Source organism: Actinoplanes italicus (assembly GCF_003001815.1).
Classification (GTDB): domain Bacteria; phylum Actinomycetota; class Actinomycetes; order Mycobacteriales; family Micromonosporaceae; genus Actinoplanes; species Actinoplanes italicus.
In genome coordinates, this window is sequence record NZ_PVMZ01000005.1 from 460,147 (window position 1) to 485,190 (window position 25,044).

Below are 25,044 nucleotides of genomic sequence, written 5' to 3' on the forward strand. Positions count from 1 at the left end.
CTACCGCTCGGCCAGGCGCAGCAGCAGGCTCTTGACCTCGGTCGCGCCGATCCGGTCGACCGCACCGATGGTCTCTGAGCACAACAGCAACGGGGAGTCCGCCGCGTCGTCCGGCAACCGGCCGTGCGAGCCGCGCACCGCCCGCGCACCGGCGTCCAGGCCGACCACTCGCATCATGTAGCGCATGCCGAGCTTCTTGCGGGCCAGCGCACCGGCCGCCCGCCGTTTCGCCGCTCCCGGATCGGCCGGGTCGAAGAACAGCTCGGCCGGGTCGTAGCCGGGTTTGCGGTGGATGTCGACGAGCCGCGCGAAGTCCGGGGCGCGGTCGTCGTCGAGCCAGTAGTAGTAGGTGAACCACGCGTCCGGCTCGGCCACCAGCACCAGCTCCCCCGAACGCTCGTGCCCGAGACCCTCGTGCACCTCGGCCACCCCCGGCAGATCCTTCAGCAGCGCCGACACCTCCGGTACGTCGGCCGGGTCACGCACGTACACGTGGGCCACCTGGTGGTCGGCGACGGCGAACGCCCGGGACGTCCACGGGTCCAGGTATTCCATGCCGTCCTGGGTGTAGACGCGCAGCAGGCCCCTCTCCCGCAGCAGCCGGTTCACGTCGATCGGCCGGTGCACCGGTGTGATCCCGTACTCCGACAGCGCCACGATCGTCGCCCCGCGCGCCCTCGCCGCGTCCAGCAGCGGGCCGAGCACCTCGTCCAGCTCGGCCGCGGCCGCCGCGGCCCGTGGGTCGTCGGGGCCGAAGCGCTGCAGGTCGTAGTCCAGGTGCGGGACGTAGACGAGGGTCAGGTCGGGGTCGTGGTCGGCCATCACCTGCTCGGCGGCCTTGCAGATCCACTTCGACGAGGCCAGGCCGGCCCCCGGACCCCAGTACGTGAACAGTGGGAACGTGCCGAGCTTCGCCGTCAGCTCGTCGTGCAGCTCGGGCGGGTCGGTGTAGCAGTCGGGCTCCTTGCGACCGTCCGCGTAGTAGATCGGCCGGGGCGTGACCGTCCAGTTCACGTCCGCGCCCATGGCGTACCACCAGCAGATGTTGGCGACCGTGTAATCCGGATCCGTGCGCCGGGCAGCCTGCCACACCTTCTCACCGCCGACCAGGGCGTGATGCTGCCGCCAGAGGAACACCTCGCCCAGGTCGCGGAAGTACCAGCCGTTGCCGACGATCCCGTGACCGGCCGGTGTCTCACCGGTCAGCAGGCTGGCCTGCACCGAGCAGGTGACCGCCGGCAGCACCGGGTCGAGCCGCGCCTGGAAACCACCGTCGGCGACCGAGCGCAGCCGGGGCATGTGCTCCAGCAGCTTCGGGGTCAGGCCGACCACGTCGAGGACCACGAGCTTGTTCATGCGTTCACCTGCCCACTCAGCACGTCACGGGTCCACGCGAGCTCACCGGCGATGCCATCGGCCAGCTCGGCCGGCGAGGTGGGCCGGTGCCCCGCCGGCAGCACATCCCAGGTGTACGTCTCCACGTCGAAGTGGTCGCACGACACCACACCCAGCGCCTCGCGGAGCACCCCCGTGGTAGCCGTGAGCGGCGGTTCCGGTGGTGTGTGCACCGGTACGTGGAAGTGCACCCGCCACGGCCCGGCCGGGTTCTCGGCCAGCGCGATGTCGAGGTCGTCGCAGCTGTGCCCGCCGGCGCTGCGGGTCTGGTGCAGGAACCGCGGCTCGGCGTAACGCTCCAGCACCGGCCGGGCGGCGACCGGATCGGCGACCTCCAGAGCGGCCGAGACCTGCACCTTGACGACCGGGATACCTGCCGTGGCCAGGCGTTTCACCGCGTCGGCCGGGTCCTCCCACGCGCACGCCAGGTGCGCCAGGTCGAGGCAGACACCGAGCCGGTCGGTGTCCGCGCCGGCCAGCATGCCGACGGCCTGGGAGGTCGTCTCGGCCACACAGCCGGGCTCGGGTTCGAACGCCACCCGTACCAGCCGCCCGGTCTCCCAGGCGATCTCGGTGAGACCGTGCGCCAGCCGGTCGAGCATGTGCCGGGCCGCGTCCTGCTGCACGGTCGTCCAGGGCTCGCGCCAGGCCAGCGGCAGCGTCGACACCGAACCCCGCTCGGCGTCGTCGGGCAGCAGGTCGACCAGGATCCGGGCCAGGTCCAGCGTGTACTCCAGGCGCTCCGGAGTGGTCCAGTCCGGGTGGTAGACGGCGTGCTTGACCACCGGAGCCTGGAACGCCTCGTACGGAAAGCCGTTGAGCGTGACCACCTCCAGCCCGCGCACGTCCAGCTCGGTGCGCAGCTGCCGGCGGGCCTCGCCGTCGTCGGCCAGGGCGGCGGCCATCGGCGCGGCCAGCCACAGCCCGAGCCCGAGCACGTCGGCGCCGAGCCGTTCCCGGATCGCGACGGCGTACGTGTCGAGCTGCCCGATGATGCCGGGCAGGTCCTCGGCCGGATGCACGTTGGTGCAGTAGCTGAGGTGGACCTGCCGGCCGTCCTGCTGACGTACCCGCATCAGCTGCCCCCTCGCAGGATCGAGCTGCCCTCGAAGAGCGGCCCGGTGTCGGCGGTCTCGCTCAGATCGAGGCGCCCGGACTGGCCGTAGAACTCCACCGGATTACGCCACAGCACCCGGTCCACGTCGTCCTCGCTGAATCCCGCCTCGAGCATCGCCTCGCCGGTGCGCCGCGTCAGCAGCGGATCGGATTTGCCCCAGTCTGCGGCCGAGTTGACCAGCACCCGTTCCAGGCCGTGGGCGCGCAGGATCTCCACCATCCGCGGCGGCGACATCTTGGTGTCCGGATAGATCGAGAAGCCCATCCAGCAGCCGGTGTCGTGGACCTCGCCGACGGTCACCTCGTTGAGGTGGTCGACGACCACCCGGCCCGACGAGATACCGCTCTCACGGACCACGTCGAGGGTGCGTTTCACGCCCTGCGCCTTGTCCCGGTGCGGGGTGTGCACCAGTGCCGGCAGCTCGTACTCGACGGCCAGCGCCAGCTGCACGGAGAACGCCTCGTCCTCCTCGGGCGTCATGGCGTCGTACCCGATCTCGCCGACCGCCACCACCGAGTCCTTGTCGAGGTAACGCGGGATCAGCTCCAGCACCGGACGGCAGCGCGGGTCGTTGGCCTCCTTCGGGTTCAGCGCGATGGTGGCGAAATGGCGGATACCGAACTGGGCGGCCCGGAACGGCTCCCACCCGACGAGCGAGTCGAAGTAGTCGGTGAACGAGCCCGGGTTGGTGCGCGGCTGGCCCAGCCAGAACGCGGGCTCGACGACGGCACGGACCCCGGCCGCGGCCATCCGCCCGTAGTCGTCGGTGGTGCGTGAGGTCATGTGGATGTGGGGGTCGAAGATGCGCACGGGACCTCCAAGGGGATGGTCAGGGGATGCGTTCGAGCAGGCGGTAGGCGTCGGCGGGCAGCCGGCGACCGGCGGCCTCGCGCTCCGCGCGGAGAGCGGAGACCATCACGGCCAGCTCACGGTCGGCTCGTTGGTCCAGGTTGTCGACTTCTTCCAGCGGTACGCCCACGAAGACGCACTTGAGCACCGCGTGCCGCCAGGCGTGCTGGTCGAGGTGCCGGGCGTACGGCCCGAGCGCGGCCCCGATCAGCCGGGTGTCGTTGGTGCGCAGCGCGTCGTGCAGCAGCGGCACCGCCTCGACGTCGAGCGGCAGGTCCGGCAGCGCCCGCAGGACGGCCAGCTTCTCGTTCGAATCGCCGTGCCTGTACAGGTCGTCGATCCAGTAGGGCACCGCCTCGGCGGGCAGGGCGTGCAGCAGCCGGATCCGGGCCTCCTCGGCCGGCCGGTAGTGGCGGCCGGCCGCCGCGAAGAGGCGGACGATCGCTCGGGGACTGTCACCGACACGTGCGACGGCGTCGGTGAGCCAGGCGTTCTGTTCCATGGCACCTCCTCGTCTACTTCTCGGCGGCTCTCAGAAACTCCAGGGATCGCGCCGCCACCGTGGGGGCGGCGTGTGAGTGGCGGGGCAGTTCGACGGCGACGAGCCCGGTGTACCCGGCGGCGGACAGGGCCGCCAGCACCGGCGGGAAGTCGATCTCCCCGGTGCCGAACTCGAGGTGCTCGTGAACGTCGCGTCGCATGTCGTCGATCTGGACGTTGACCAGGTACTCGGCCACCGACGTGACACAGTCGGGCACCGGGATCGGTTCCAGGCAGCGGCAGTGCCCGATGTCCAGGGTGATGCCGAACGCGGCCGGTGAGCCGAGTTCCGCGTGCAGCCGTCGCCAGGCGGCGATGTCCGGCACGAGCATGCCCGGCTCCGGTTCGAAACCGAGGGTCACGCCGCGCTGCTGCGCCGCCCAGACCGTACGGGCGCAGCCGTCGACGAGCCGCTCCCAGGCGGTGGCCTCGCCGACGCCTGCAGGACGGACCCCGGCCCAGAACGACACCGCCTCGGCACCCAGGTCGGCGCCGATGTCGACGGCCCGGCTCAGGAACTCCAGGCGCAGCTCCCGGTCGTCCTCCAGCAGGGTCGGTGAGTGCTTGCGCCACGGGTCGAGCAGGTAGCGGGCGCCGGTCTCGATCACCACGGACAGGCCCAGCTCCTGCAGCCGGTGGGAAACCTCGCCGACGCGGCGGGACAGCTCACCCGCGAACGGATCCAGGTGATCGTGGTCGAGAGTGAGTGCCACGCCCTCGTATCCGAGGTCGGCGATCACCGCCAGCGCGTCGTTCAGCCGGTGGTTGGCGAACCCGTTGGTGCCGTATCCGAATCGAAGGCCGCTCATGTCGGGCTGACCTTCCTCGCAAGGAGTCCGGCCAGAACCGCGGTTCCGGCCACCGCCACGCCGGCGGCCGGGCGGCCCGCCCGCGCGGTCAGAGCGCCCTGCAACGCCGGGAACGCGGTGATTCCCGCGACCACCGCGCCCTGTAACGACGCCGCATCCGGGCTGGTCAGGGCACGTTGCTGGGCGGCGCCGAAGCGGGCCGCGTACCAGGCCGCGAGCAACCCGGGAACTGTCGCCTTCCTCGAGGCGGCGACACCCGCGACCACAGCGGTCCCGGCCAGGGTCGAGGCCGGCAAGGACGCGGTGGCTCCGGTCGTCTCCCGGCGGGACAGCAGAGTGATCAGGTAGGTGTGGGCGGCCACCGTGAGCGCCGCCGGAAGTGCTGCCCGATGTCGCCCGTGGCCGACACCGAGCAGCACATCGAGCCCGCGACAGGCCGCCATCACGGCCGGTCCGGCGGCGGTCTGCTTGGCCACCAGGTCGTACGCCCAGACCGCCCCGGCCAGCGGAACCGCGACCGCGGCGGCGCGACGGCCACCGGCCAACGCGGCAATCGTCAACCCGGCACCGGTGAGTCCGGCGGCGACCCCCAACGCGGCACCGGGAGTGACCCGGCCCGACGGGATGGGCCTGCCAGGTCGTTCGACCGCGTCGATCTGCCGATCCGACCAGTCGTTGGCAGCCATCCCGGCCCAGTACAGGCAGACCGACGCACCGGCCAGCGCCAGGGTCCGCGGGCGCAGGGTGCCGGCGGCGGCGGCGCCGGCCACGACGTCGCCGGGGACCGAGAGGGCGGCGGGTGCGCGTACCAGCTCGGCCAGATCCCGCCAGCCGGTCACGGTTGTGCCTGGTCGAGGGCGGCCACGAACTCGGTGAGCACCCGGAACTGGTCGGCCAGGCTGTGCGAGACGTCGCCCGGTGGATCCTTGAAGAAGAACGCCAGCTCGGTCAGCGCCCCGGACCGTCCGGCGGCGTGGGCGGCGCCGGTCAGCCGGGCCAGGTCCAGCACGAGCGGGGCGGCCAGCGCCGAGTCGCAGCCGTGCCAGGTGAACTCCAGGCGCATCCGGGTGCCCAGGAAACCGGCGAACGTGATCAGGTCCCACGCCGTCTTGAAGTTGCCGATGTCCTCGACGTACTCGATCCGGACCGTGCCCTGCGGCTCCTGACCCAGCGTCTCCCCCAGGACACGCTGCTTGCTCGTGGTCTTGGCGTTGTTGGCGGCCGGATCGGCGAGATTGGCGCCGTCGCCGCCACCGAGCAGATTGATCCCCGACCACGTACGCACGTCGAGATTGCGCTGCGCGAACATCGGCGCCAGCACCGACTTGAGCAGGGTCTCGCCGGTCTTGCCGTCGCGGCCGCCGTACGGCAGCCCCTGTCTGCGGGCGAGCTCGTCCAGTGCGGGCAGGCGGGCGCCGGTGGACGGGGTGAAGTCGATGAACGGGCAGCCCGCCAGGAACGCCGCGTAGGCGTGCAGCGCGCTCGACGGCAGGACCGGCTCCGGTTCGCGCAGGGCGGCCTCGAGCAGCGCGAGATCGTGGTGGGCGCGATGGCCGTCGGGGACCGCCTCGGTCGAGGCGACGTTGACGACCACGACCCGGTCCAGGCCGTGCCGCTCCCGGAACTCCACCAGGTCGGCGACGATCAGGCCTGCGGTCGCGGACTGGGTCGCGGCCTCCGGCAGCGGCCGGATGTCGGCGTCCACGGCGGCCAGGTCGGACTGCACGGCGGCCAGCAGCGACGCCGGGAGGACACCGGCCGCGGCCAGCGCCTCGGCCTTCTTGGTCAGGGGAACGGTGGACGGATCGTGGCCGCCGAAGACCAGGTCACCGAAACCGGGGAGGGCGGGACTGCGCAGACCGGGCAGTTCGGTGACGCATCCGGTCGGGGCGGCGAGGCCGGCGCGCAGGGCGAGAGCTCCGACAATGCTGGTGACCGCGACGCTGCCGCGACCGCCGACCAGCCATACACCCAGGGACATGAATCCTCCGCTTCCTTGCTTCCGTGCAAAACGAACCTTTTTCAACCTGCCTTCGGCCCGGACTCGCCGACGGTGGCGGGTTGCTGGGCACATTGAAAAAAGTTCATGCGGGGCAGTGCTTGGCAGACAGGCGGAACCGGTGCGGCGTTTCCGGCCCCGCCTGCCGTCAGGGGTGCCGCGGTTCACCCGGTGCGGCGGGGAATCCCGTCCACGCCGCGCCGGGTGGCGGTCCTCTCCTCCGCCGCCCGTCCGGACACGGGGCGCACCGTGTCCGGACCCTCGCGGGCGGCGGAGAAGCTCGGTCGTTCGGCCGTCAGGGAAGTCTCAGGCGGCCACCTCCGCCAGGATCGGCTCCACGTCGGTCCAGGCGGATCCGTGGTCGGCCGACCGGCTGACCGCGTCCAGCACGAGCTGGACCTGCAGCGCGTCGGTGAACGACGGGTTCAGCGGACCCCCGGTCGCGATCGCCTCGAGCAGGTCGCGGGCCTGATGGGTGAAGGAGTGCTCGTAGCCGATGCCGTGACCCGGCGGCCACCAGGCCGACAGGTACGGGTGATCGCCCTCGGTCACCAGGATGGTGGTGAAGCCCTGCTCGGTGGACGGTCCGGTGGCGTCGAAGAACTCGAGCTCGTTCATCCGCTCGAAGTCGAAGGCGACCGAACCCTTCGAGCCGTTGATCTCCACCCGCAGACCGTTCTTGCGGCCGGTGGCGAACCGGGTGGCCTCGTAGGTGGCGATCGCACCGCCGTCGAGCCGGGCCAGGAACAGCGCGGCGTCGTCGACGGTGACCAGGCCGGTCGCCGCCGGCCCGTTGCCGTCCCCGGCCGCGGCGCTCAGTCCGCTGGACGCCTGCGGCAGGGGGCGCTCCTTGACGAACGTCTCGGTCAGCGCGGTCACCCCGGTGATGCGCTGACCGGTGACGAACTGGGTGAGGTCGATGATGTGCGCCCCGATGTCACCGAGCGCACCGGAGCCCGCCTTGTCCTTCTGCAGCCGCCAGACCAGCGGGAACTGTGGATCGGTGATCCAGTCCTGCAGGTAGACGGCCCGGATGTGCCGGATGTCGCCGACCCGCCCGTCGGCGATGAGCTGCCGCATCAGGCTGACCGCCGGCACCCGGCGGTAGTTGAATCCGCACATCGACCGTACGCCCGCCGCCTCGGCCCGGACGGCGGCGGCCGCCATCTGCCGGGCCTCGTCGATCGTGTTGGCCAGCGGCTTCTCGCACAGGACGTGCTTGCCAGCCGCGAGGGCCGCGATCGCGATCTCAGCGTGGCTGTCACCGGGGGTGCAGACGTCGATCAGATCGATGTCGTCACGGGTCACCAGTGAACGCCAGTCGGTGGTGTGCTCCTGCCAGCCGAGCTTGGCCGCCGCAGCCGCGACGTTCGCCTCGTCCCGGCCGCAGACCGCCGTCATCCGGGCGTGCAGTGGCAGATCGTAGACGCGGTTCACGGTGCGCCACGCCTGTGAGTGCGCGGCGCCCATGAACGCGTAGCCGATCATGCCGACCCGCAGTTCCGAGTTGTGCGTGGACAAGATGGGTCTCCCCCCGTAACGGTCAGAACCCGAGCTTCACGTAGTCGCTCGCGTTCTCCTTCGTGATGGTCTCCGAGGCCAGGACGATGTCCTTGGGCACCCGCAGCTCCACCAGGTCGGACATGCCCTTGTTCTGGCCGATCAGGCGGGCCAGCGAGATGGCCGACGAGGCCATCGACGGGCTGTAGGTGACCGTCGCCTTGAGCACCGTGTTGTCGGCCTGGATCGTCTCGATCGCCTGCTTCGAGCCGGCGCCGCCGACCATGATGAACTCCTTGCGCCCGGCCTGGTTGATCGCGGCCAGCACGCCGACGCCCTGGTCGTCGTCGTGGTTCCAGAGCGCGTCCATCTTCGGCAGCGCCTGCAGCAGCTGCGCCGCCTCCTGCTGGCCCGAGTCGACGGTGAAGCGGGCCGCCCGCCGGTTGGCGACCTTGAACCCGGCGGCCTGCAGCGTGTCGGTGAAGCCCTTGGACCGTTCCTGGGTCAGCTCCAGCTCGTCCATGCCGGCGATCTCGCCGATGATCGGCGCGCTGACGTTCTTGGCCTTCATCTGGGCGATGATGTAGTCGGCCGCGGCCACACCCATGCCGTAGTTGTCACCCTTGATCTGGGTGCGGTACGCACGGGCGTCGGGGAAGGCCCGGTCCAGGTTGACGACCGGGATCCCGGCGGCCATCGATTCGAGACCGAACGAGTTGAGCTCCTTGCCGTCGTGCGGCAGCAGCACGATGACGTTCGGCTTCTGCCCGATCAGCGCGGACAGCGCCGCCCGCTGGGCGGCCGCGTCGGCACCCGCCTCGACCGTCTTGAATTCGACGTCCGAGTACGCCTGGGCCTGCGCCTTGGCGTTGTTGGTGATGGCCGCGATCCAGCCGTGGTCGGCGGCGGGTGCGGAGAAGCCGATGACGACCTTCTGGCCGGGCGCCGCGTTGCCGCCGGCCGCGCCGGTGTCCTTGGTCTGCGCCGTGGTCGGCGCGGCTTCGTTGCTGGTGCAGGCGGTGAGAAGGGCTCCCGCACCGACCGCGGCGCCGCTGAAGAGCAGCCGGCGTCGCGACAGGTCGGGGTTGATCTTGGCCATAGCCATCTCCTATGTCTCGTCTCACGAGGACGGGGGTGTGCAGGGTGTGCGGGACCCGGCGGCCGTCCCCTGGACGGTCACCCGGTGGTAACTGTGGAGCTCAGCCGGCCGTGGTCGCCCTGTTTCGGGCGAAAAACCGGGTGAGGGACTTGAATCGGAACTGCTGGACCAGGACCGCGGCGACGATGATGCCGCCCTTCACCATGTTCTGGGCCTCGGTGGAGAGCCCGTTGATGGCGAACAGATTCGTGATCGTCGCGAAGATCAGGACGCCGAGGATGGAGCCGACGATCGTGCCCCTTCCACCGCTGAGCAGGGTGCCGCCGATGATCGCGGCGGCGATGGCGTCCAGTTCGTAGAGGTTGCCCATGGCGGCCTGCGCCGAGGTGGCCTGCGAGGTCAGCATGATCGCGGCGATGCCGCAGCACAGACCGGACAGCCCGTACAGCAGCATGGTGTGCAGCTTGACGTCGATGCCGGCCAGCCGGGCAGCCTCCGGGTTGCCGCCGACGGCCACCGTGCGCCGGCCGAACGTGGTGCGGTTGAGCAGCACCCAGCCGGCCACTGCCACGACGGCGAGGATGTAGACCAGCAGCGGGACGCCCAGGACCCGGTCACTGGCGAGACTGTTGATGAAGGAGTTCGAGGAGATCTGCGTCTGCTTGCCGGAGATCGCGGCGGCCAGGCCCCGGGCCGAGACCAGCATCGCCAGGGTGGCGATGAAGGGCACGAGACGGCCGTACGAGATGAGCACTCCGTTGACCAGGCCGACCGCCACACCCACGACCAGGGCCGTGAAGATCATGCCGACCGTGCCGTACGACTGCGTGGCCAGCGTCGTGCACCAGACCCCGGCCAGCGCGACGATCGCGCCCACCGAGAGGTCGATCCCGCCGCCGATGATGACGAACGTCATCCCGACCGTGACCACGCCGACGACCGACGCCAGCTGCAGGATCGACACGATGTTGTTCCACACCCACGTGGAGTCGCTGTAGAGCTCCGGCTGAGTGACCGCGCCGATGACGATCAGCGCGACCAGCACACCGACCAGCACCAGGTTGCGGGCCACCGACTCACCGGACTCACCGGCCCACGACCGCTTCTGACCGCCGTTCGCCGGCGCGTGGCCGGTCTTGGCCGGTTCCACCGGTGGCGACTGCGCCGGCAGACCGGTGCCTTCGCTGAGGGTCATGCGGGCGTCCCTTCCATCAACGACCCCGACATGACGAGGTCGAGCACCGTGTCTTCGTCTATTTCGTGCGAGGGCGCCTCACGGACGACCCGGCCCTCCCGCATGACCAGCACGCGGTCGGCCAGGCCGAGCACCTCGGGCACCTCGCTGGAGACCAGCAGCACTCCCACCCCTTCCGAGGCGAGTCTGCGGATCACCCGGTACAGCTCGGCCCGTGCGCCGACGTCCACGCCGCGGGTCGGCTCGTCGAGCAGCAGCAGACGGGTGTCGCCGAGCAGCCAGCGCCCGACCACCACCTTCTGCTGGTTGCCACCGGAGAGCGTGCCGACCGCCCGGCGTACGTCCAGCGGCCGCAGGTCGAGCGACCCCGCGATGCGGTCGGCCTCGGCCCGTTCGCGGCCGGCGTTGGTGAACCCCAGGCGGGCCAGGCCGCTGAAGGTCGCCAGCGTCATGTTGCGGTAGATCGGTTCACCGAGCAGCAGCGCCTGACTCTTGCGCTCCTCCGGGGCCATGCCCATGCCGGCGCGGACGGCCGCGCCGACGCTGCCGGCCCGCAGCTTGCGGCCGCCGAGCTCGACGGTACCGGTGTCGGAGCGGCGGGCTCCGTAGATCGTCTCGAGCAGTTCGGAGCGGCCGGAGCCGACCAGGCCCGCGATGCCGACGATCTCGCCGGCCGCGACGCTGAGCGACACGTCACGGAACTCGCCGGCCCGGCTCAGGTTCGTGACCTTCAGCAGCTCCGCGGTCTGCGGCGGCTCCTCCGGGCGGGGCGGGAAGACGTACTCGATCGTGCGGCCGGTCATGCGGCTGACCAGTTCGCTCGTGGGCGTACCGGCGGCGGAGAGGTTCTCGGCCGTGGTCCGGCCGTCCTTGAGCACCGTGACCCGGTCGCCGATCTCGCGGATCTCCTCGAGCCGGTGCGAGATGTAGATGACGGCGATGCCCTGGGCGGTGAGCCGCCGGATGATCCGGAACAGGTTCTCCACCTCGTCGTGGGCGAGCACCGCGCTGGGCTCGTCCATGATCAGCAGCCGGGCCTCCTGGGAGAGGGCGCGGGCCATGCTGACCACCTGCTTGCCGGCCGGCTCCAGGGCGTGGACCATCCGGCGGGCCGGGATCTCCTCGTGCCCGAGCGAGCCGAGGATCTGCCGAGTCCGGTCGGCGATCGTGCCGCGCCGCACGAACCCGAACCGGCGCGGTTCGTGGCCGAGGAAGACGTTCTCCCCCACCGACAGGTCGTTGACGAGGTCGAGCTCCTGGTAGATGGTCGCGATACCGGCCTTCATGGCCGCCTGCGGGTTGGCGAACTGGACCGGTTCCCCGAGCCACTCGACCGTGCCGGCGTCCGGCCGGTGCACCCCGGACAGCACCTTGATCAGGGTGGACTTGCCGGCGCCGTTCTGCCCGAGCAGGCAGTGCACCTCGCCGGCCCGGACCTCCAGCTGCACCCCGTCGAGAGCGCGGACGCCGGGAAAGGTCTTGACCACATCGGTGAGGCGCAGCACGACGTCGGGCTCGACTCCGGTCGGTTCAGCATGCGTGCTCATGCCTGCTTCTCCTCGGTCAGGGGCTGTGTCCTGCCGATCACGGGCTGCGTCCTGCTGTTCATGACGCCTGCTCGAACGCGACGTCGCTGGCCAGCACGGCAGCACCGGTGACACCGGCACGCGAGCCCAGCTCGGAGAGGACGATGGGGAGGTTGCCGGTGGCCAGAGGCAGCGACCGGCGGTAGACCGCACTGCGGATCTCTGCGAGGAGGATGTGGCCCAGCTGGGCCAGTCCTCCCCCGATCACGATCATGGACGGGTTGGCGAAGCTGACCAGCGACGCCAGGACCGAACCGATCCGGTGCCCGCCCTCGCGGATCAGTTTGATGCAGGTCACGTCGCCCTCGGTGGCACCCTCGGCCACGTCGCGGGCGGTCAGCGAACCGTTGGCGGCGAGCCGGTCGGCGAGCGCCTGGGAGTTGCCGGAGCGGGCCGCCACCAGCGCCTCGCGGGCCAGTGCCGTGCCGCTGAACAGGGCCTCGAGGCAGCCGACGTTGCCGCACGAACACATCGGGCCGTGCGGGTCGACCTGGATGTGGCCGATGTCCCCGGCGCATCCGTCGGTGCCCCGGTAGACCTCGTCGTTGAGGTAGATGCCGCAGCCTATTCCGGTGCCGATCTTCACGAACAGGAAGTCCTGCACGCTATGGGCCACCCCGCCGTGCTGCTCGCCGATGGCCATGATGTTCACGTCGTTGTCGACCACCGCGGGGCAGCCGTGCTCACGGGTCAGCAGTTCACGGACCCCGAACCGGTCCCAGCCCGGCATGATCGGCGGTGAGACCGGCACGCCGTCGCGGAAGCTGACCGGCCCCGGAACACCGATCCCGATGGCGTCGAGCCTGTCGTAGGCGCCGTCCACCCGAGCCTTGGCCAGCAACTCGTTGACCCGGTGCAGGGTCGCTTTGGGGCCGGACCGGATGTCGGCCTCCTCGGTGTAGTAGGCGATCGGCTCGAGACGGCCGTTGGTCACCTCCACATCGATGGAGCTGGCGCCCAGGTCGACCGCGGCGAACCGCAGCCGGGGGTGCAGCTCCACCAGCGTCGAGCGGCGACCGCCCCGGGAGGCGGCCATCCCGGCCTCGACGACATAGCCCGTACTCACCAGTCGCTCCACCTCGGCGAGCAACCGGGGCCGGGGCAGTTGCAGGCGATCGGCCAGCTCAGCCCGCGACGTGGCGCCCTCGTTACGGAGGAGCCGCAGCAGTCGCAGGTAGGGGGGATCGATCGTCATACGCACTGTTGGCCTCACACATCCGCACGCCGCTGGGCGTCGCGCCAGTTGATGTCACATCCGTGTTTCCTCGATGTGTTATATGCGCCACAGTAGAAGCCATTGGTTTGGCTGTCCATAGCTTCTCGAAGATCTAGTTCTAACTTTCGCCAGAACTTGCAAAAGACAGTGCCGCTGATCGAAAACGGACTCGTCTATCGTTCGATCCGTGACGCACACGAGTGACCGGACGAGGCTCTGGACTCTGGCTGCCGGCGGTGCGGCGCTGATGCTCGGCGCCTGGCTCGCGTACTGGTGGCTCGCCTACCCACGCCACGAGGTGTGCGCCATGAAACTGCCGGCGCCGGCCGGCTGCAGCTCCCTCGCGCGGACCCCCGTCGCCACGTTCTGGACCGTGGTCACCGGCACGCTCTACGCTGCCACGCTACTGCTCGCGGCATGGCGACCCGGCCGGAGATGGTGGTTCGCTCCGCTCTTCGGACTGTTCCTGTCAGCGGTCTGCGGCTACTTCGCGGTGCTGCACGCGTAGCGTGGCGTGATGGAAGGTCCGCCGGTAACTGTGCGGGCCGACGCCCGTGACGGCACGCAGGTGCTGACGGAACGACGCGGACGTGCCGAACCCGGCGCGCTGGGCGACCCGCTCCACCGGCAGGTCGGTGGTCTCCAGCAGGTGCCGGGCAAGGTCGATGCGCTGGCTGATGAGCCAGGAACCCGGCGTCGCCCCGGTCTCCTGACGGAACCGGCGGGTGAAGGTACGCACGCTCATCCGGGCGTGCTCGGCGAGCGTGGCCAGAGTCAACGGCTCGTCGAGGTGCCGCAGCGCCCACTCCCGCGTCGGCGCGGTGGACGCCTCCGTACGCTCCGGCACCGGCTGCTCGATGTACTGCGCCTGACCACCGTCACGCCACGGCGGCACGATGCATCTGCGGGCCACCGCGTTGGCGACCTCGCTGCCGTGGTCGCGGCGCACGAGGTGCAGGCACAGGTCGACACCGGCCGCGGCGCCGGCCGACGTCAGCACGTCCCCGTCGTCGACGAACAGCACCGTCGGGTCCACCGCGATCCTCGGGAAGAGCCGCTGGAAGTGGGTCGTGCAGTGCCAGTGGTTGGTCGCCGGGCGGCCGTCGAGCAGGCCCGCCGACGCGAGCACGTAGGCGCCGGTGCAGATCGACACCAGGCGGGTGCCCGGCCGGAGGTGCCCCAGGACTGATCTCGTCCGGTCATCGAGGAGCCCGTCGGTGAACATCGGCGCGATCGGCTCGAGTGCCGGGACGACGACCGTGTCGGCGGTGGCCAGGACCTCCGGACCGTGTTCGACGTTGATGCTGAAGTCGGCGGCGGTCGGCACCGGGTCGGCGCTCAGGCCCGCCGTGACGACCTCGTACAGCGCTGCCCCGGTGCGGTCGAAGGCACTGCCGAAGACCCGCTTGGGGATGCCCATCTCGAACGGATAGACGCCGGGCAGTGCGAGGACGACGACGCGATGCATGGCCAGATCTTTGCACATCTCGTCATTCAGGCCACTGTTCCGCGGCGGCTCACGACGCGACGCTGGTGACACAACGTCACGAGAGGATCTGTGCACTCATGCGCGCAATCACGCAAGACCGTCTGGGCGGACCCGAAGTACTCGTCGAGACGACCCTCGACCGCCCGGCACCCGGCCCCACGGAGATCCTGGTCCGGGTCCATGCCGCCGGCCTCAACCCGGTCGACGTCAAGTCCCGCGCGCACGGCGGTTTCCTCGGGCAGCCCCCTTTCGTGCTCGGCTGGGACGTCTCCGGAGTGGTGGAGGAGGTCGGCATCGGCGTGACCCTGTTCACTCCCGGTGACGAGGTGTTCGGGATGCCGTGGTTCCCCCGGCCGGCCGGGGCCTACGCCGAATACGTGACCGCACCTGCCCGGCACTTCGCCGCCAAACCCGCGGGCCTCGACCACGTGCACGCCGCCGGGCTCCCCCTGGCCGGACTCACCGCCTGGCAGGCCCTGGTCGACCGCGCCGAGGTGCTACCCGGTCAGCGCGTCCTGATCCACGCGGCGGCCGGCGGCGTCGGGCATCTCGCCGTGCAGATCGCCAAGGCCCGCGGGGCGTACGTGATCGGTACCGCCCGCGCCGGCAAGCACGAGTTGCTGCGGGAACTCGGCGCCGACGAGGTCGTCGACTACACGGCCGTGGACTTCACCGAGGCGGTCGAGCCGGTCGACGTGGTGATCGACCCGATCGGCGGAACGGACGGGCCCCGCTGCCTGCGCACCCTTCGCCCCGGCGGGATCCTCGTGTCGATCAACTCCCCCGCCGAGCAGGCGCTGGTCGCGCAGGCCGCGCAGCTGGGCGTACGCGCCGGGTTCCTGCTCGTCGAACCCGACCGGGCCGGGCTGCTCGGGCTCGCCGCGCTCGTCACCGAGGGCCGGCTGCGCGTGCTCGTCGAGGCTGAGGTCCCGCTGGCCGAGGCCGCAAAGGCGCACGAGCTGAGCGAGACCGGCCGGGCGACCGGCAAGATCGTCCTGACTACGGGCGCGGACCGCTAGCCGGCGCGGCCTTCTCGGCACACCGCGGGCAGCGTGCCGGGCACGGCGTCAGCGCCGCCGCCCGGCCGAGCCCGCTGGTGTGCAGGATCGTGGTCACCACGTCCTCGAAAGACATCGACTCGGGGATCACCCGCTCGCCGGGCACGCCGAGCAGGTCGCGTTCGGCGTACCAGCCCCGCATCGTCTCCGCGGTGACCGGGATGGGCTGCTCACGCCGCTCGTGCCGGCGGACCGTCTCGTCGAAGGAGACGTCCAGGTAGTAGCAGGCGCTGGGATACTCGGCGATCAGGGGACGCAGCGTGTCGCCGTACTGCCCGGTATGAAGGATTCCCTCGAGGATCACGTGATAGTCCGCGTCGAGGGCCGCCCGCACCATCGTGGCGATGAAGTCCGGCGCCACCTGCTCCGGCCCGCCGCCGTGCTCGCGCAGGATCACCCGGCGCACGTGGTCCTGCTCGATCAGGGCGGCACCACGACCGTACCTGCGGCGCGCCTCCCGGGCGGTGGTGGTCTTCCCGCTTCCGCTGTTGCCGCGAATCACCAGGAGCATGCCGGGTAGTGAACCAGCCCGCCGATCCGGGTGGTGATGCCGTCCGGTGTGCGGGCGGCGGTCGCGCGCACCGTCGAGGGGCGGCCGAGAGTGTCGCCCTGGTGGACCTCGATCCAGGTGCCGCGCCCAGTGTCCAGCAGGTGCGCGGCGAGGCAGCCGGCGCTGTTCGCGTTCACGATGTCCTCGTCGACTCCGATCACGGGGGCGAACATCCGAGCGGCGACGGTAAGACGGGGTGGCTCCCCTGGCGGCCCCACGGCCGGCTCCCCTTGCATCTCCACGGCCGGCTCTCCCGGCGGCTCCAGCGTGTAGGCGAAGCACCCGAGACAGCCGGCCCGGCGGCACTCGGCTGCCAGCCGGGCGAAGTCGGGCCGCATCGCCGTCAGTGTCCGGCGGTCGTGGACCGGCACGAGCAGGCGCCGGGTGCCGGGCGACGCCACCCGCAGGTCGCCGGCGACGTCATCCGGCGTCAGCCCGAGCGCCGCGATCAGGTCGCCACCGTCCCCGGCATGACGGGACAGCTCTATCAGGCCCTGGTCGAACCAGACCTCGATGCCGTCCCCACGCCGGGTGGCGGCCGTTGCGAAGGTCCTCCCGCCGGTGCGGAGTTGTCCGGCGCTGCCGCGATCCAGAAGGAAGGCCTGTGCCGCGAGCGTGCCGTGGCCACAGTTGAGCAGCTCGCCCGCGGCGGTGAAGAACCGGACCGCCGGAGTGTCGCCGACCTCGATGAAAGCGGTATGGGAGGTGCCGGCTGCCACCGCGATGGCACGGCGGCCGTCGTCGGTCAGCGTGGCGTCGTCGATCATGACGGCCGTCGGGCTGCCGCCCCTGCCGTCGCGGGTGCAGGCCGCCAGCACCGTCACCCGCGGGTCGCGCATCACACCGCGACGTCGGTGAAGCGGGGCGCGCCCGATTCGAGGGCGACGCGGGCGGCCCGGGCGGCGAAGCTGATCGCGTGATACCAGCCGCAGAGCAGGAACAGGTCGAGCAACTGCGGCTCGTCCAGGCTCTCGCGGGCGGTCTTCCAGAGCGTGTCGCCGACGTCCGAAGAGTCGTGCAGGGCGTCCGCCACCTGGATCAGCGCCCGTTCGCGGGCCGAGGTCCAGCACGGATCGCCGGGGCTTCCGTGGGTCAGTGAGGTGATCTCGGCGGGGGTGAGACCGGCACGGCCGGTGAAGAACATCAGGTGTACGCCCCACTCGTACTCACATCCGCAGCGTGCGCAGGTGCGAAGAATGACGAGTTCCCGCTCGCGCAGCGTCAGGGACAGCTGCCGGCCGAGTTCGTATCCGCCCCACTGACTCATCGCGACGGTCATCGGCATGTTCCTGGCGAAGGTCCGGAACAGGCCGATCGGCGGCACACCGTCCGGCATCATCGCGGCCAGCTGGTCGGCGACGTTGGGGGCGAAGGGCGGTTCGAGAGCGGGTATGCGAGCCATGGCGTCCTCCCATGCTTCGATTTCAGAAGCACGGTACCGCTTCTGTTTTCGAAGCACCACGGCTCGGCTCAGTCCTGTTCGCCGAGACGGTCGGACCACCGGCCGGACCACTGCACGAGCGGAAGCAGAGCCTGGTGCGCGTCACGACCCAGATCGGTCAGCGCGTACGTGGTATCGGGCTGCTGGTCGACCAGATGCACCCCGGCCAGTTCGGTGAGCCGCTGGCGCAGCACGCTGGAGGACATGTTGTCGCAGCGCTGCTGAAGCGCCCGGAACCCGACCGGCCCGTGCCGGAGCTCCCAGACGATCCGCAGGTTCCACCGCCGCCCGAACAGATCAAGGGCAGCCATCAGCGGACGCCCGGTCTCCGATCCGCGCACCGGCCGCCCTGGCTTGGGCACCGCCATCGCACACCCACTCCCACCGCTTCGATTTCCGAAACCCTAACCTCGAGCCGCGCCACCCAGCCGGGTCAGAGGCTGACAGCCGCTCACCGCAGACGCCGCTCGAGGACCTGGCCCGGCCACGGCTCCTTCGAGGGCCGGGCCACCTCGAAGGCGTCGGTCGCAGTGAACCCCTGACGCTCGTAGTAGCGGACCAGCGCCCGATCCGGGCCGGCGTAGCAGTCGACCCGCACAAGATCCACGCCCTTCGCCCGGGCCAGTGTCCCGGCGTGTTCGAGCAGCCGGCCGCCGATCCCGCGACCGGGCCGGCTCCGGTCGGTCACCAGCAGCCGCACGTATAGCTCCGGTTCCACGGCCGGCGGCACGTAGTCCGGTGCGGCACCGACCGCCAGCGCACCGATCACGTCATCGCCGTTCACCGCCACGTACAGATCGCTGTCACGCACCAGTGTGGTGGTGGCGGCGTGACGTCCGGGCTCGGAACCCCACTGGCCGGTACGGCCCTGGGCGGCCAGCCACACAACGGCACCGTCCATCAGCGCCAGGACGGCGGGCAGATCCCGCTCGTCCCCAGGCCGGATCGTGTCCTCGATCTGCTCGGAATCCATGCATCCTCCACCGTCATACGCTCCGGCTCATCGTCTCAGGCCGCCCTGATGCTCTCGATGATCCGCGCGAACCCGTCGTCACCGTGACCGGCGTCGACCTGGCGCCGGATCAGTGATTGCACCATGTCGACGACCCCGGTGCCGATGCCCCGGTCGGCGCTGGCCGCCACGATCGTCCCGAGGGCGGAGAAGTTCCGACTCTGCTGACCGCCGGCGAACATGACGTACATGCCGGCCAGCAGGGCCAGGTCGGACAGCGAGGCCCGGGTGGGATCGGAGCCGACGTGGGTGCTCGTCGCCCAGATGTCGAACAGGGGACGGCGACGTCGTAGTGAGGAGGACGGCCTGGTCAGCCGTGAGGTGTACGCCGAGGTGCCGCCCAAGGCCGAGTACTCGCTGACCGCGGACGGGATCTCGCTCAACGCCGCCCTGGAGTCACTCGGCGCGTGGGGCACCGAACGCATCCGCCGCATCGGCGCCGAGAAGATCGCGGTGTGATTGCGGGCCGTCCTCAAGAGTCCGGGTGTAACCGCCGGCGCGCGCCACGCGTGTTACCCCGAGCGGCCGGGACCGTCGGGCGCCACGAGAGAGAGGGCACCGTGGTCGATTTGCACCATGCGCGCGAGGTGGACACCGGGCAACCGCCCGATCTGGATTTCGACGGCTTCTACGCCGCCCACTTCCAATCGCTGACGATCCAGCTGTACGCGTACACGGGGGACCTGGCCGACGCTCAGGACGTTGTGCAGGAGGCGTTCCTGCGTGCACTGGCCAGATGGGACCGCCTGACCACACTCGACGATCCATTGGCCTGGGTACGCCGGGTCGCCTGGAACCTGGCCACCAGTCAGTGGCGCCGCGCCCGCACGGCCGCGCTCTTCCTGCGCAGGCACCGCCCGGAGGACACTCCCGCCCCCGGCCCGGATCGGGTCGCGCTGGCCGAGGCGCTCGCCACGCTGCCCGCCCAGCAACGCCGGGTGGTGATCCTGCACTACCTCGCCGACCTGCCGGTACGCGACATCGCGGCGCAGATCGGCGCGCCCGAAGGAAGCGTCAAGGCGTGGCTGTCCCGCGGTCGTACGGCACTGGCCGCCCGGCTCAGCGAGAAGGAGGACGGACGATGACCAACCTCGATCACGACCCGCTGGCGGCCGCGTTCGACGACTTCCGCGGCCGGGTGGCGCCCTTCGTGAAGCCGGCCGGCGCCGACCGTACCCGGGAGGCCATGCGCACACGCACCCGCCGGCGCGGTCTCGCCGCGGCAGCGTTGACCGTGCTGGTCATCGCGATCCCGCTGACCGTCCAGGCCGTGTGGAGAACCGATCCGCACGGTCTGCCGGCGGCGCCGGTCCTCCCGGATCCGCGGGTCTCCGCGTCCACCCACTACTTCGTCGGACCGGGGCAGAACTCGCGTCCCTCACGTACCGCTCCGGAGGGCGGCATCGCCGAGGCGACGCTCTACTCCTCCGTGATCGACCTGCCCGCGTGGCCGGAACAGTCGAGCAGAGCCGGCTGTCCGGCCGGTCCGGTCGAGTTCCAGGACGGTGACACGCAGAACGGGCGGGTGACTCTCTGGATCGCCGGGGTCGTACACGCCGATGCCGACCGGGACGGCCGCGCGGAGACGTTCGCCCGAATCTTCTGCATGAGCGACAACGACATCGCGTCACGGATCCTGGCCCTCACGAACGGCTCCGGCGGTGGGGTCCGAACCGTCGGCACGGTCATCGAGCAGGCGGCCGACGCGGTCGCGATCTGCGGTATCCGTGCGGGCACGGACGGCGCGATCCAGGTCGAGATCGCTGATTTCCCGATGGCCTGGCGGTGCGCCGAGAGGCAACTCGCGAACGAGCGGTACATCTCCCGGCAGTGGCTGACGTTCACCTGGAACGGGTCGTCCTTCGTCCAGCAGGGCGAGGCGGACCGCACGGTCAACCCGTACGCCTCGGATCTGAAACTGACCGGCACCGATCTCGTGATGACCCGGCAGGCGAACGGCCGCTGGACGGGTTCGATGACGCTGACCGTACGCAACCTCGGCGCCTCGAAGATTCCCTACCGGACGCAGAGCATCATCATGGCCGGCATGAAGCTGATCGATCCGCCACCCGGCTGCACGATGGGCAAGCCGCAGGCCGGGATGGTGGACGTGTTCTGCACCGGCGCCGAACTCGCCGCCGGCGGGACCCGCACGCTGACGCTGAACATCGACACACCGAAGCGAGCCCGGCTCACCTTCGTGCCATCCACCGAGCTGCTGCCACTGAACAACGGCTACAACGACCCCGACGAGTCCAACAACAACGCGCCACTCGCCATCGAGTTCCGCGACTGACCCACACGGCGGTCCCCCGTCGAGACGGTAGGTTCGCCGTCACGACTGTCTCGACGGGGGAAGGACGGCTTGGCATGGACGCCAGGACCGAGGAATTGCGGCACGCGCACGACGTGCTGTCGGACTGGTATGCGAAAAACCTGGTCGGGGTGCTGGAGAGCATGCCGGTCGAGCGGGCGATGCTGGACATGTTCGCCGAGATGACGCTGGCCGTGGGTCCGGAAGTGGCGGACGTCGGCTGCGGCACGGGACGGCTTCTGCCGTACCTGGCCGGCCGGGGCCTGTCCCCGCGTGGGGTGGATCTGTCGCCCGGGATGATCGAGACGGCGCGGCGCGAGAATCCGGGCTTCGAGTACGCGGTGGCCGACGTGCGCGCGCTGCCGTTCGAGGACGCCTCACTGGCCGGGGTGGTGTGCTGGTTCTCGCTGATCTACCTGGCGCCGGACGCCCGGGACCGCGCGTTCGCCGAGCTCGCGCGGGTCGTACGGCCGGGCGGGTGCCTTGTCACGGCTTTCAAGCACGGTGACGGCACCCTGCACCGCAACGGGCCGAGCAGCAGTCTCGGTGTCGACTTCGAACGGTACTGGATGTCGGCGCGGGAGATGGAGGACCGCTTCGCCCGGGCCGGGTTCGACATGGTCTTCCAAGGCCACACCCCGCCCGAGGATGGCGGCCCGCCCTACGGTTACATGCTGGTCCGCCGGTCAGCTGACGCCGAGCTCCCGGGACATCGAGTCCGCCGGCCGCGGTAGCCACCGGCGGCTGACGTTCCACACCTTTCGGAAAGGCAACACACGCTCATGCCCAAACTCATGGTCATCATCGGCTCGACCCGTCCCGGCCGCGCCGGACTGCCCATCGGCGACTGGTTCGCCGACCGCGCCCGCGCTCACGGCGACTTCGACGTGGACGTGGCCGACCTCGCCGAGATCGGCCTGCCCCTGCTCGACGAGCCACACCACCCGCGGCTCCGGCAGTACGTGCACCAGCACACCCGCGAGTGGAGCGCCCGTGTCGAGAGCGCGGACGCGTTCGTCATCGTGACCCCGGAGTACAACTACGGCTATCCCGCCGCGGTCAAGAACGCGCTCGATCATCTGGCGCGCGAATGGGCGTACGCCCCGGTCGGTTTCGTCTCCTACGGCGGCATCGCCGCCGGGACCCGCGCGGTGCAGCAGCTCAAGCAGGTCGTCACGACCCTGCGGATGATTCCCGTCTTCGAGAGCGTCAACATCCCGTTCCACGCCCAGCACATCGCCGACGGCACCTTCACCCCACCACCCGGCACCGACGACGCCGCGAAAGCGATGCTCGGCGAACTCGCCAAGGTCGAGGCGGGGTCGCGCAGCCTGCGTGCGGACACCCGGATCACCTTGACCTGAGCGGACGCGAGGGTGGCATGACGGTCTTCTTGTGCAGGGGTTGCGGGGCGACCCTGACGGTTCCGGTGTCACAGACCGTCATGCTCGACCCACCACCGGACCTGCGGGTACCGCTGTGGCAGGCCGCGGTCGCGGAGTCGATCGCCCATGTGGTCGTCGCGTCCGGAGGGTCCCCGGTGTCGGCGAGGCCCGACTCAACAGCGAGGCCAGGGACTAGAGGACGCAGAACTCGTGGCCGTCCGGGTCGATCAGGCAGGTCCACGGGACATCGCCCTGGCCCAGGTCGAGGTCGGTCGCGCCGAGCGTGCGAAGCCGGGCCACCTCGGCGGTCCTGTCGTCGGCGGGGTACGGCAGCAGGTCGAGATGCACGCGGTCCGGTGCGACCTTCTTCTCCGGCGTGCGGAGGAACTCCAGGTAGGGGCCGGTACCCTTGGCGGAGCGCAGCGTCGCGAAATCGTCGGTCACCGTATGCAGCGTCCAGTCGACAGCCCCGCCCCAGAACCGCGCCATTTCCCGCGGTTCCACGCAGTCGACCACCACCGCCGCGATCGGACCGGTGTCCCGGTAGACCTCGCGGGGCTCCAGCACGCAGAACTCGTTGCCCTCCGGATCGGCCAGCACCGTCCACGGGACGTCACGCTGGCCGACGTCGGTGGTGTCGGCCCCGAGGTCCAGGAGGCGCCGGACCAGCTCCGCCTGATGCTCCGGCGAGGTGGTGGCGAGATCGAGATGCATCCGGTTCTTGACCGGCGTCTTTGCCTCCGGCACGGGCACCACGTCGACACCGAGCACGAGCGGGTCCGGCCAGACCAGGCCACCGGCGGGGCCGACGTATGTGGTGACACCCTCGGATCCCGGGTACGCCGTCCAGCCGAGCGCCCGCGCCCAGAACTCCCCGACCGCACCGGCGTCGATGGCCTTGATGTTCACATGAGCGGGTCGGAGTGCCATGCGGACGATCCTATGGGTCCTTCAGGCGCGGGGCAGCCGGCTGCCGTCGGGCAGGGTCCGACCGCTCAACAGGGCGACCAGTGCGGTGCGTTCCGCGCGAACCGTCCGGCCCTCTCCCCAGCTCCAAACAGTATCGGCGACCTCGGCCGCAACGCCGGCCAGGTCGAGGCCGGACGCGGCGCCGTCAGCGGCCTCCAGCCGCACGCCGGTCAGGTCGAGTCCGAACATGGCCCCGCCAGCGGCGGCGAGCCGGTCGAGGACGGCGCTGATCGCACCGTCCGGCGCGACCGCGGGGCGGCCCAGCGCGATCGTCACATCCAGCGAATGGATCACCGCGTGGCTCAGGGCACCGGCTGCTCCACCTCCCGGTGGCTGCCATGCGTGCAGTGACGGTGATCGAAGCTGGTCGAGGAGGTCGGCGATCGGCAGGGACGCGTCCCTCTCGGCCACGGTGTCGGACAGGACCGTGAAATCGCCACCGGCCGCTGCCATCTCGGCGCCGAACCGCTCGGGGCTCAGCCGGACCGGCATCGTCACGTGGGCGATGACGTGCCGCACGAGCCACTTCTCACACAGCGACGGCGCGTCCCAGCTCTGGCCGGGGACGGCCTCGAGCAGGTCGGCCAATCCTCGACAGGTCGGTGCGACCCAGTTCTGCGGTGACGTCATGCCGGCTCCCCTCCACAACGGCGGGCCGAACCCGTCCGGCGTACGAGATGTTCGTCGAGTTTGTCCAGGGAGGTCAGGAAGCCGTCCCGGGATTCCGGTGTCCGCATCGCCTCGGGCACATGCCGCTGATGAATGACGACCGCGGTCGCGCCGCCGCCGAGGTCCTCGAGCGTGCTGGTCGTCCGCATGCCGCTGGCCGGTTCGATCCAGGCGAGCCTCTCGGGCGCCACGACCTCGGTGAACGTGGCGGCCATCCGATGGACGCCGTGCTCGCCGACGATGAGGGTCTCGAAACGACCGCCGGGCCACAGCTCGACGACGATGCCGTCGGCCGGGGTGGTCGTTCCTCGCGGTCCCCAGAAGTGCGCCAGCTCGGCGGGCTCGGTGAGGCAGTGCCACACCAGCTCGCGCGGCGCGCGGAAGACCCGCCGGTGGATGAACTCGTCGTCGGTCACCGGTCGTCACCCTCCTGCAGCTGGGCCAGGCGTGTCTCCAGGCCGTCCATCCGCTCGGCCCAGGTGCGCCGGCTCTCCTCGATCCAGGAGACGGCGACCGCCAGCGCCTCCGGCTCGAGCCGGCACGGCCGGGTCTGCCGATGCCTGCCGCGGCTGATCAGTCCGGACCGTTCGAGCACCCGGAGATGCTGGGACACGGCCTGCATGGTCATGGCGTAGCGCTCGGCGAGCTCCTTGACGGTCGCCTCGCCGGAGCTGAGCCGGACCACGATGTCACGCCTGGTCCGGTCGCCGAGCGCGGTGAACAGCGCGTCGAGCCGCTCTTCGTCGATAGTGGCGTCCATACCCCGTACTCAAGCATCTGCTTTATCAAGCGTCAACTGGAACTTCTGCTCAGCCTGGGATCGTCGGGCCGTGGTTAAGGTCCGGCGTCCGC

At 70.6% G+C, this 25,044-nt stretch carries 30 protein-coding genes; 7 read left to right on the forward strand and 23 right to left on the reverse strand.

The genetic code is table 11. From position 1 onward, the window contains the following. The 12 genes from CLV67_RS15890 to CLV67_RS15945 all read right to left on the reverse strand — a co-directional run bounded on the left by CLV67_RS15890 (position 1) and on the right by CLV67_RS15945 (position 13,284). Complete coding sequence (locus CLV67_RS15890; protein WP_106318942.1) at positions 1–1,356, reverse strand: alkaline phosphatase family protein; 1,356 nt, start codon at positions 1,354–1,356, stop codon at positions 1–3. Next, positions 1,353–2,471: a metabolite traffic protein EboE gene (gene eboE / locus CLV67_RS15895; protein WP_106318944.1), complete on the reverse strand. Its 1,119-nt coding sequence runs from the start codon at positions 2,469–2,471 to the stop codon at positions 1,353–1,355. Before eboE ends, CLV67_RS15890 begins: the two co-directional genes overlap by 4 nt. Beyond that, entirely contained in the window at positions 2,471–3,322 is an 852-nt protein-coding gene (locus CLV67_RS15900) for a TatD family hydrolase (protein ID WP_106318946.1), read from the reverse strand. Before CLV67_RS15900 ends, eboE begins: the two co-directional genes overlap by 1 nt. Positions 3,323–3,341: 19 nt before the next feature. Further along, the gene (locus tag CLV67_RS15905) at positions 3,342–3,863 is read right to left on the reverse strand and encodes an EboA domain-containing protein (RefSeq protein ID WP_106318948.1); all 522 of its coding nucleotides are present in this window, start codon (positions 3,861–3,863) and stop codon (positions 3,342–3,344) included. A 13-nt stretch (positions 3,864–3,876) separates the two neighbouring features. Then, a complete protein-coding gene (locus CLV67_RS15910) occupies positions 3,877–4,710 on the reverse strand; it encodes a sugar phosphate isomerase/epimerase family protein (protein WP_106318950.1) in 834 nt (277 codons plus the stop codon). Beyond that, a complete protein-coding gene (locus tag CLV67_RS15915; RefSeq protein ID WP_106318952.1) occupies positions 4,707–5,549 on the reverse strand; it encodes an SCO3242 family prenyltransferase in 843 nt (280 codons plus the stop codon). The genes CLV67_RS15910 and CLV67_RS15915 overlap by 4 nt, the downstream gene beginning before the upstream one ends. Beyond that, a complete protein-coding gene (locus CLV67_RS15920) occupies positions 5,546–6,691 on the reverse strand; it encodes an inositol-3-phosphate synthase (protein ID WP_106318954.1) in 1,146 nt (381 codons plus the stop codon). Before CLV67_RS15920 ends, CLV67_RS15915 begins: the two co-directional genes overlap by 4 nt. A gap of 324 nt (positions 6,692–7,015) precedes the next feature. Further along, complete coding sequence (locus tag CLV67_RS15925; protein WP_106318956.1) at positions 7,016–8,230, reverse strand: Gfo/Idh/MocA family protein; 1,215 nt, start codon at positions 8,228–8,230, stop codon at positions 7,016–7,018. 22 nt (positions 8,231–8,252) lie between these two features. Beyond that, on the reverse strand, positions 8,253–9,308 hold the full coding sequence (locus CLV67_RS15930) for a substrate-binding domain-containing protein (protein WP_106318958.1): 1,056 nt from the start codon (positions 9,306–9,308) through the stop codon (positions 8,253–8,255). 100 nt (positions 9,309–9,408) lie between these two features. Then, positions 9,409–10,503 carry an ABC transporter permease gene (locus tag CLV67_RS15935; RefSeq protein ID WP_106318960.1) on the reverse strand — a complete coding sequence of 365 codons (1,095 nt, stop codon included), beginning with the start codon at positions 10,501–10,503 and terminating at the stop codon, positions 9,409–9,411. Continuing rightward, positions 10,500–12,050, reverse strand: a complete 1,551-nt coding sequence (locus CLV67_RS15940) for a sugar ABC transporter ATP-binding protein (protein WP_106318962.1) — start codon at positions 12,048–12,050, stop codon at positions 10,500–10,502. Before CLV67_RS15940 ends, CLV67_RS15935 begins: the two co-directional genes overlap by 4 nt. A gap of 58 nt (positions 12,051–12,108) precedes the next feature. Further along, entirely contained in the window at positions 12,109–13,284 is a 1,176-nt protein-coding gene (locus tag CLV67_RS15945) for an ROK family protein (protein WP_106318964.1), read from the reverse strand. A gap of 208 nt (positions 13,285–13,492) precedes the next feature. On the opposite strand from CLV67_RS15945, the gene CLV67_RS15950 reads away from it, so the two are divergent. Continuing rightward, positions 13,493–13,813, forward strand: coding sequence for a hypothetical protein (locus CLV67_RS15950; protein WP_106318965.1), 321 nt, complete (start codon positions 13,493–13,495; stop codon positions 13,811–13,813). Here the strand turns inward: CLV67_RS15950 and CLV67_RS15955 are convergent. Then, on the reverse strand, positions 13,775–14,773 hold the full coding sequence (locus tag CLV67_RS15955; protein ID WP_106318966.1) for a GlxA family transcriptional regulator: 999 nt from the start codon (positions 14,771–14,773) through the stop codon (positions 13,775–13,777). The genes CLV67_RS15950 and CLV67_RS15955 overlap by 39 nt on opposite strands. 98 nt (positions 14,774–14,871) lie before the next feature. Here CLV67_RS15955 and CLV67_RS15960 point away from each other — a divergent pair, with 98 nt between their 5' ends. Beyond that, positions 14,872–15,813: an NADP-dependent oxidoreductase gene (locus CLV67_RS15960; protein WP_106318967.1), complete on the forward strand. Its 942-nt coding sequence runs from the start codon at positions 14,872–14,874 to the stop codon at positions 15,811–15,813. On the opposite strand, the gene CLV67_RS15965 is transcribed toward CLV67_RS15960, so the two are convergent. The 6 genes from CLV67_RS15965 to CLV67_RS15990 form a co-directional block, all read right to left on the reverse strand. Then, complete coding sequence (locus CLV67_RS15965) at positions 15,794–16,363, reverse strand: AAA family ATPase (protein ID WP_106318969.1); 570 nt, start codon at positions 16,361–16,363, stop codon at positions 15,794–15,796. The two genes, CLV67_RS15960 and CLV67_RS15965, sit on opposite strands and share 20 nt — an antisense overlap. Further along, entirely contained in the window at positions 16,351–17,241 is an 891-nt protein-coding gene (locus CLV67_RS15970; protein ID WP_106318971.1) for a PhzF family phenazine biosynthesis protein, read from the reverse strand. The genes CLV67_RS15965 and CLV67_RS15970 overlap by 13 nt, the downstream gene beginning before the upstream one ends. After that, a complete protein-coding gene (locus CLV67_RS15975) occupies positions 17,241–17,804 on the reverse strand; it encodes a carboxymuconolactone decarboxylase family protein (protein ID WP_106318973.1) in 564 nt (187 codons plus the stop codon). Before CLV67_RS15975 ends, CLV67_RS15970 begins: the two co-directional genes overlap by 1 nt. A 68-nt stretch (positions 17,805–17,872) precedes the next feature. Then, complete coding sequence (locus tag CLV67_RS15980; RefSeq protein WP_106319146.1) at positions 17,873–18,154, reverse strand: winged helix-turn-helix transcriptional regulator; 282 nt, start codon at positions 18,152–18,154, stop codon at positions 17,873–17,875. 140 nt (positions 18,155–18,294) lie between these two features. Beyond that, positions 18,295–18,816 (reverse strand): GNAT family N-acetyltransferase, encoded by a 522-nt coding sequence (locus tag CLV67_RS15985; RefSeq protein ID WP_106318975.1) that lies wholly within the window; start codon positions 18,814–18,816, stop codon positions 18,295–18,297. Between the two features lie 35 nt (positions 18,817–18,851). Further along, the gene (locus CLV67_RS15990) at positions 18,852–19,046 is read right to left on the reverse strand and encodes an imine reductase family protein (protein ID WP_203736977.1); all 195 of its coding nucleotides are present in this window, start codon (positions 19,044–19,046) and stop codon (positions 18,852–18,854) included. Here CLV67_RS15990 and CLV67_RS15995 point away from each other — a divergent pair. The 5 genes from CLV67_RS15995 to CLV67_RS16015 all read left to right on the forward strand — a co-directional run bounded on the left by CLV67_RS15995 (position 19,045) and on the right by CLV67_RS16015 (position 22,533). Beyond that, on the forward strand, positions 19,045–19,314 hold the full coding sequence (locus CLV67_RS15995) for a winged helix-turn-helix transcriptional regulator (RefSeq protein WP_239166182.1): 270 nt from the start codon (positions 19,045–19,047) through the stop codon (positions 19,312–19,314). The two genes, CLV67_RS15990 and CLV67_RS15995, sit on opposite strands and share 2 nt — an antisense overlap. Before the next feature lie 101 nt (positions 19,315–19,415). Beyond that, positions 19,416–19,940 (forward strand): SigE family RNA polymerase sigma factor, encoded by a 525-nt coding sequence (locus tag CLV67_RS16000; protein WP_239166181.1) that lies wholly within the window; start codon positions 19,416–19,418, stop codon positions 19,938–19,940. Continuing rightward, positions 19,937–21,151 carry a hypothetical protein gene (locus CLV67_RS16005; protein WP_106318976.1) on the forward strand — a complete coding sequence of 405 codons (1,215 nt, stop codon included), beginning with the start codon at positions 19,937–19,939 and terminating at the stop codon, positions 21,149–21,151. The genes CLV67_RS16000 and CLV67_RS16005 overlap by 4 nt, the downstream gene beginning before the upstream one ends. 74 nt (positions 21,152–21,225) lie before the next feature. Next, positions 21,226–21,903 (forward strand): class I SAM-dependent methyltransferase, encoded by a 678-nt coding sequence (locus CLV67_RS16010; protein WP_106318978.1) that lies wholly within the window; start codon positions 21,226–21,228, stop codon positions 21,901–21,903. Between the two features lie 48 nt (positions 21,904–21,951). Then, complete coding sequence (locus tag CLV67_RS16015) at positions 21,952–22,533, forward strand: NADPH-dependent FMN reductase (RefSeq protein ID WP_106318980.1); 582 nt, start codon at positions 21,952–21,954, stop codon at positions 22,531–22,533. Between the two features lie 213 nt (positions 22,534–22,746). On the opposite strand, the gene CLV67_RS16020 is transcribed toward CLV67_RS16015, so the two are convergent. From CLV67_RS16020 to CLV67_RS16035, 4 genes are read right to left on the reverse strand one after another with little or no spacing between them, the layout of a single operon-like run. After that, positions 22,747–23,484 (reverse strand): VOC family protein, encoded by a 738-nt coding sequence (locus CLV67_RS16020; protein ID WP_106318982.1) that lies wholly within the window; start codon positions 23,482–23,484, stop codon positions 22,747–22,749. 21 nt (positions 23,485–23,505) lie between these two features. Continuing rightward, positions 23,506–24,153, reverse strand: a complete 648-nt coding sequence (locus tag CLV67_RS16025; RefSeq protein WP_106318984.1) for a maleylpyruvate isomerase family mycothiol-dependent enzyme — start codon at positions 24,151–24,153, stop codon at positions 23,506–23,508. Further along, complete coding sequence (locus CLV67_RS16030; RefSeq protein WP_106318986.1) at positions 24,150–24,608, reverse strand: SRPBCC family protein; 459 nt, start codon at positions 24,606–24,608, stop codon at positions 24,150–24,152. The genes CLV67_RS16025 and CLV67_RS16030 overlap by 4 nt, the downstream gene beginning before the upstream one ends. Further along, on the reverse strand, positions 24,605–24,952 hold the full coding sequence (locus CLV67_RS16035) for an ArsR/SmtB family transcription factor (protein WP_106318988.1): 348 nt from the start codon (positions 24,950–24,952) through the stop codon (positions 24,605–24,607). The genes CLV67_RS16030 and CLV67_RS16035 overlap by 4 nt, the downstream gene beginning before the upstream one ends. Positions 24,953–25,044: the final 92 nt, after the last annotated feature.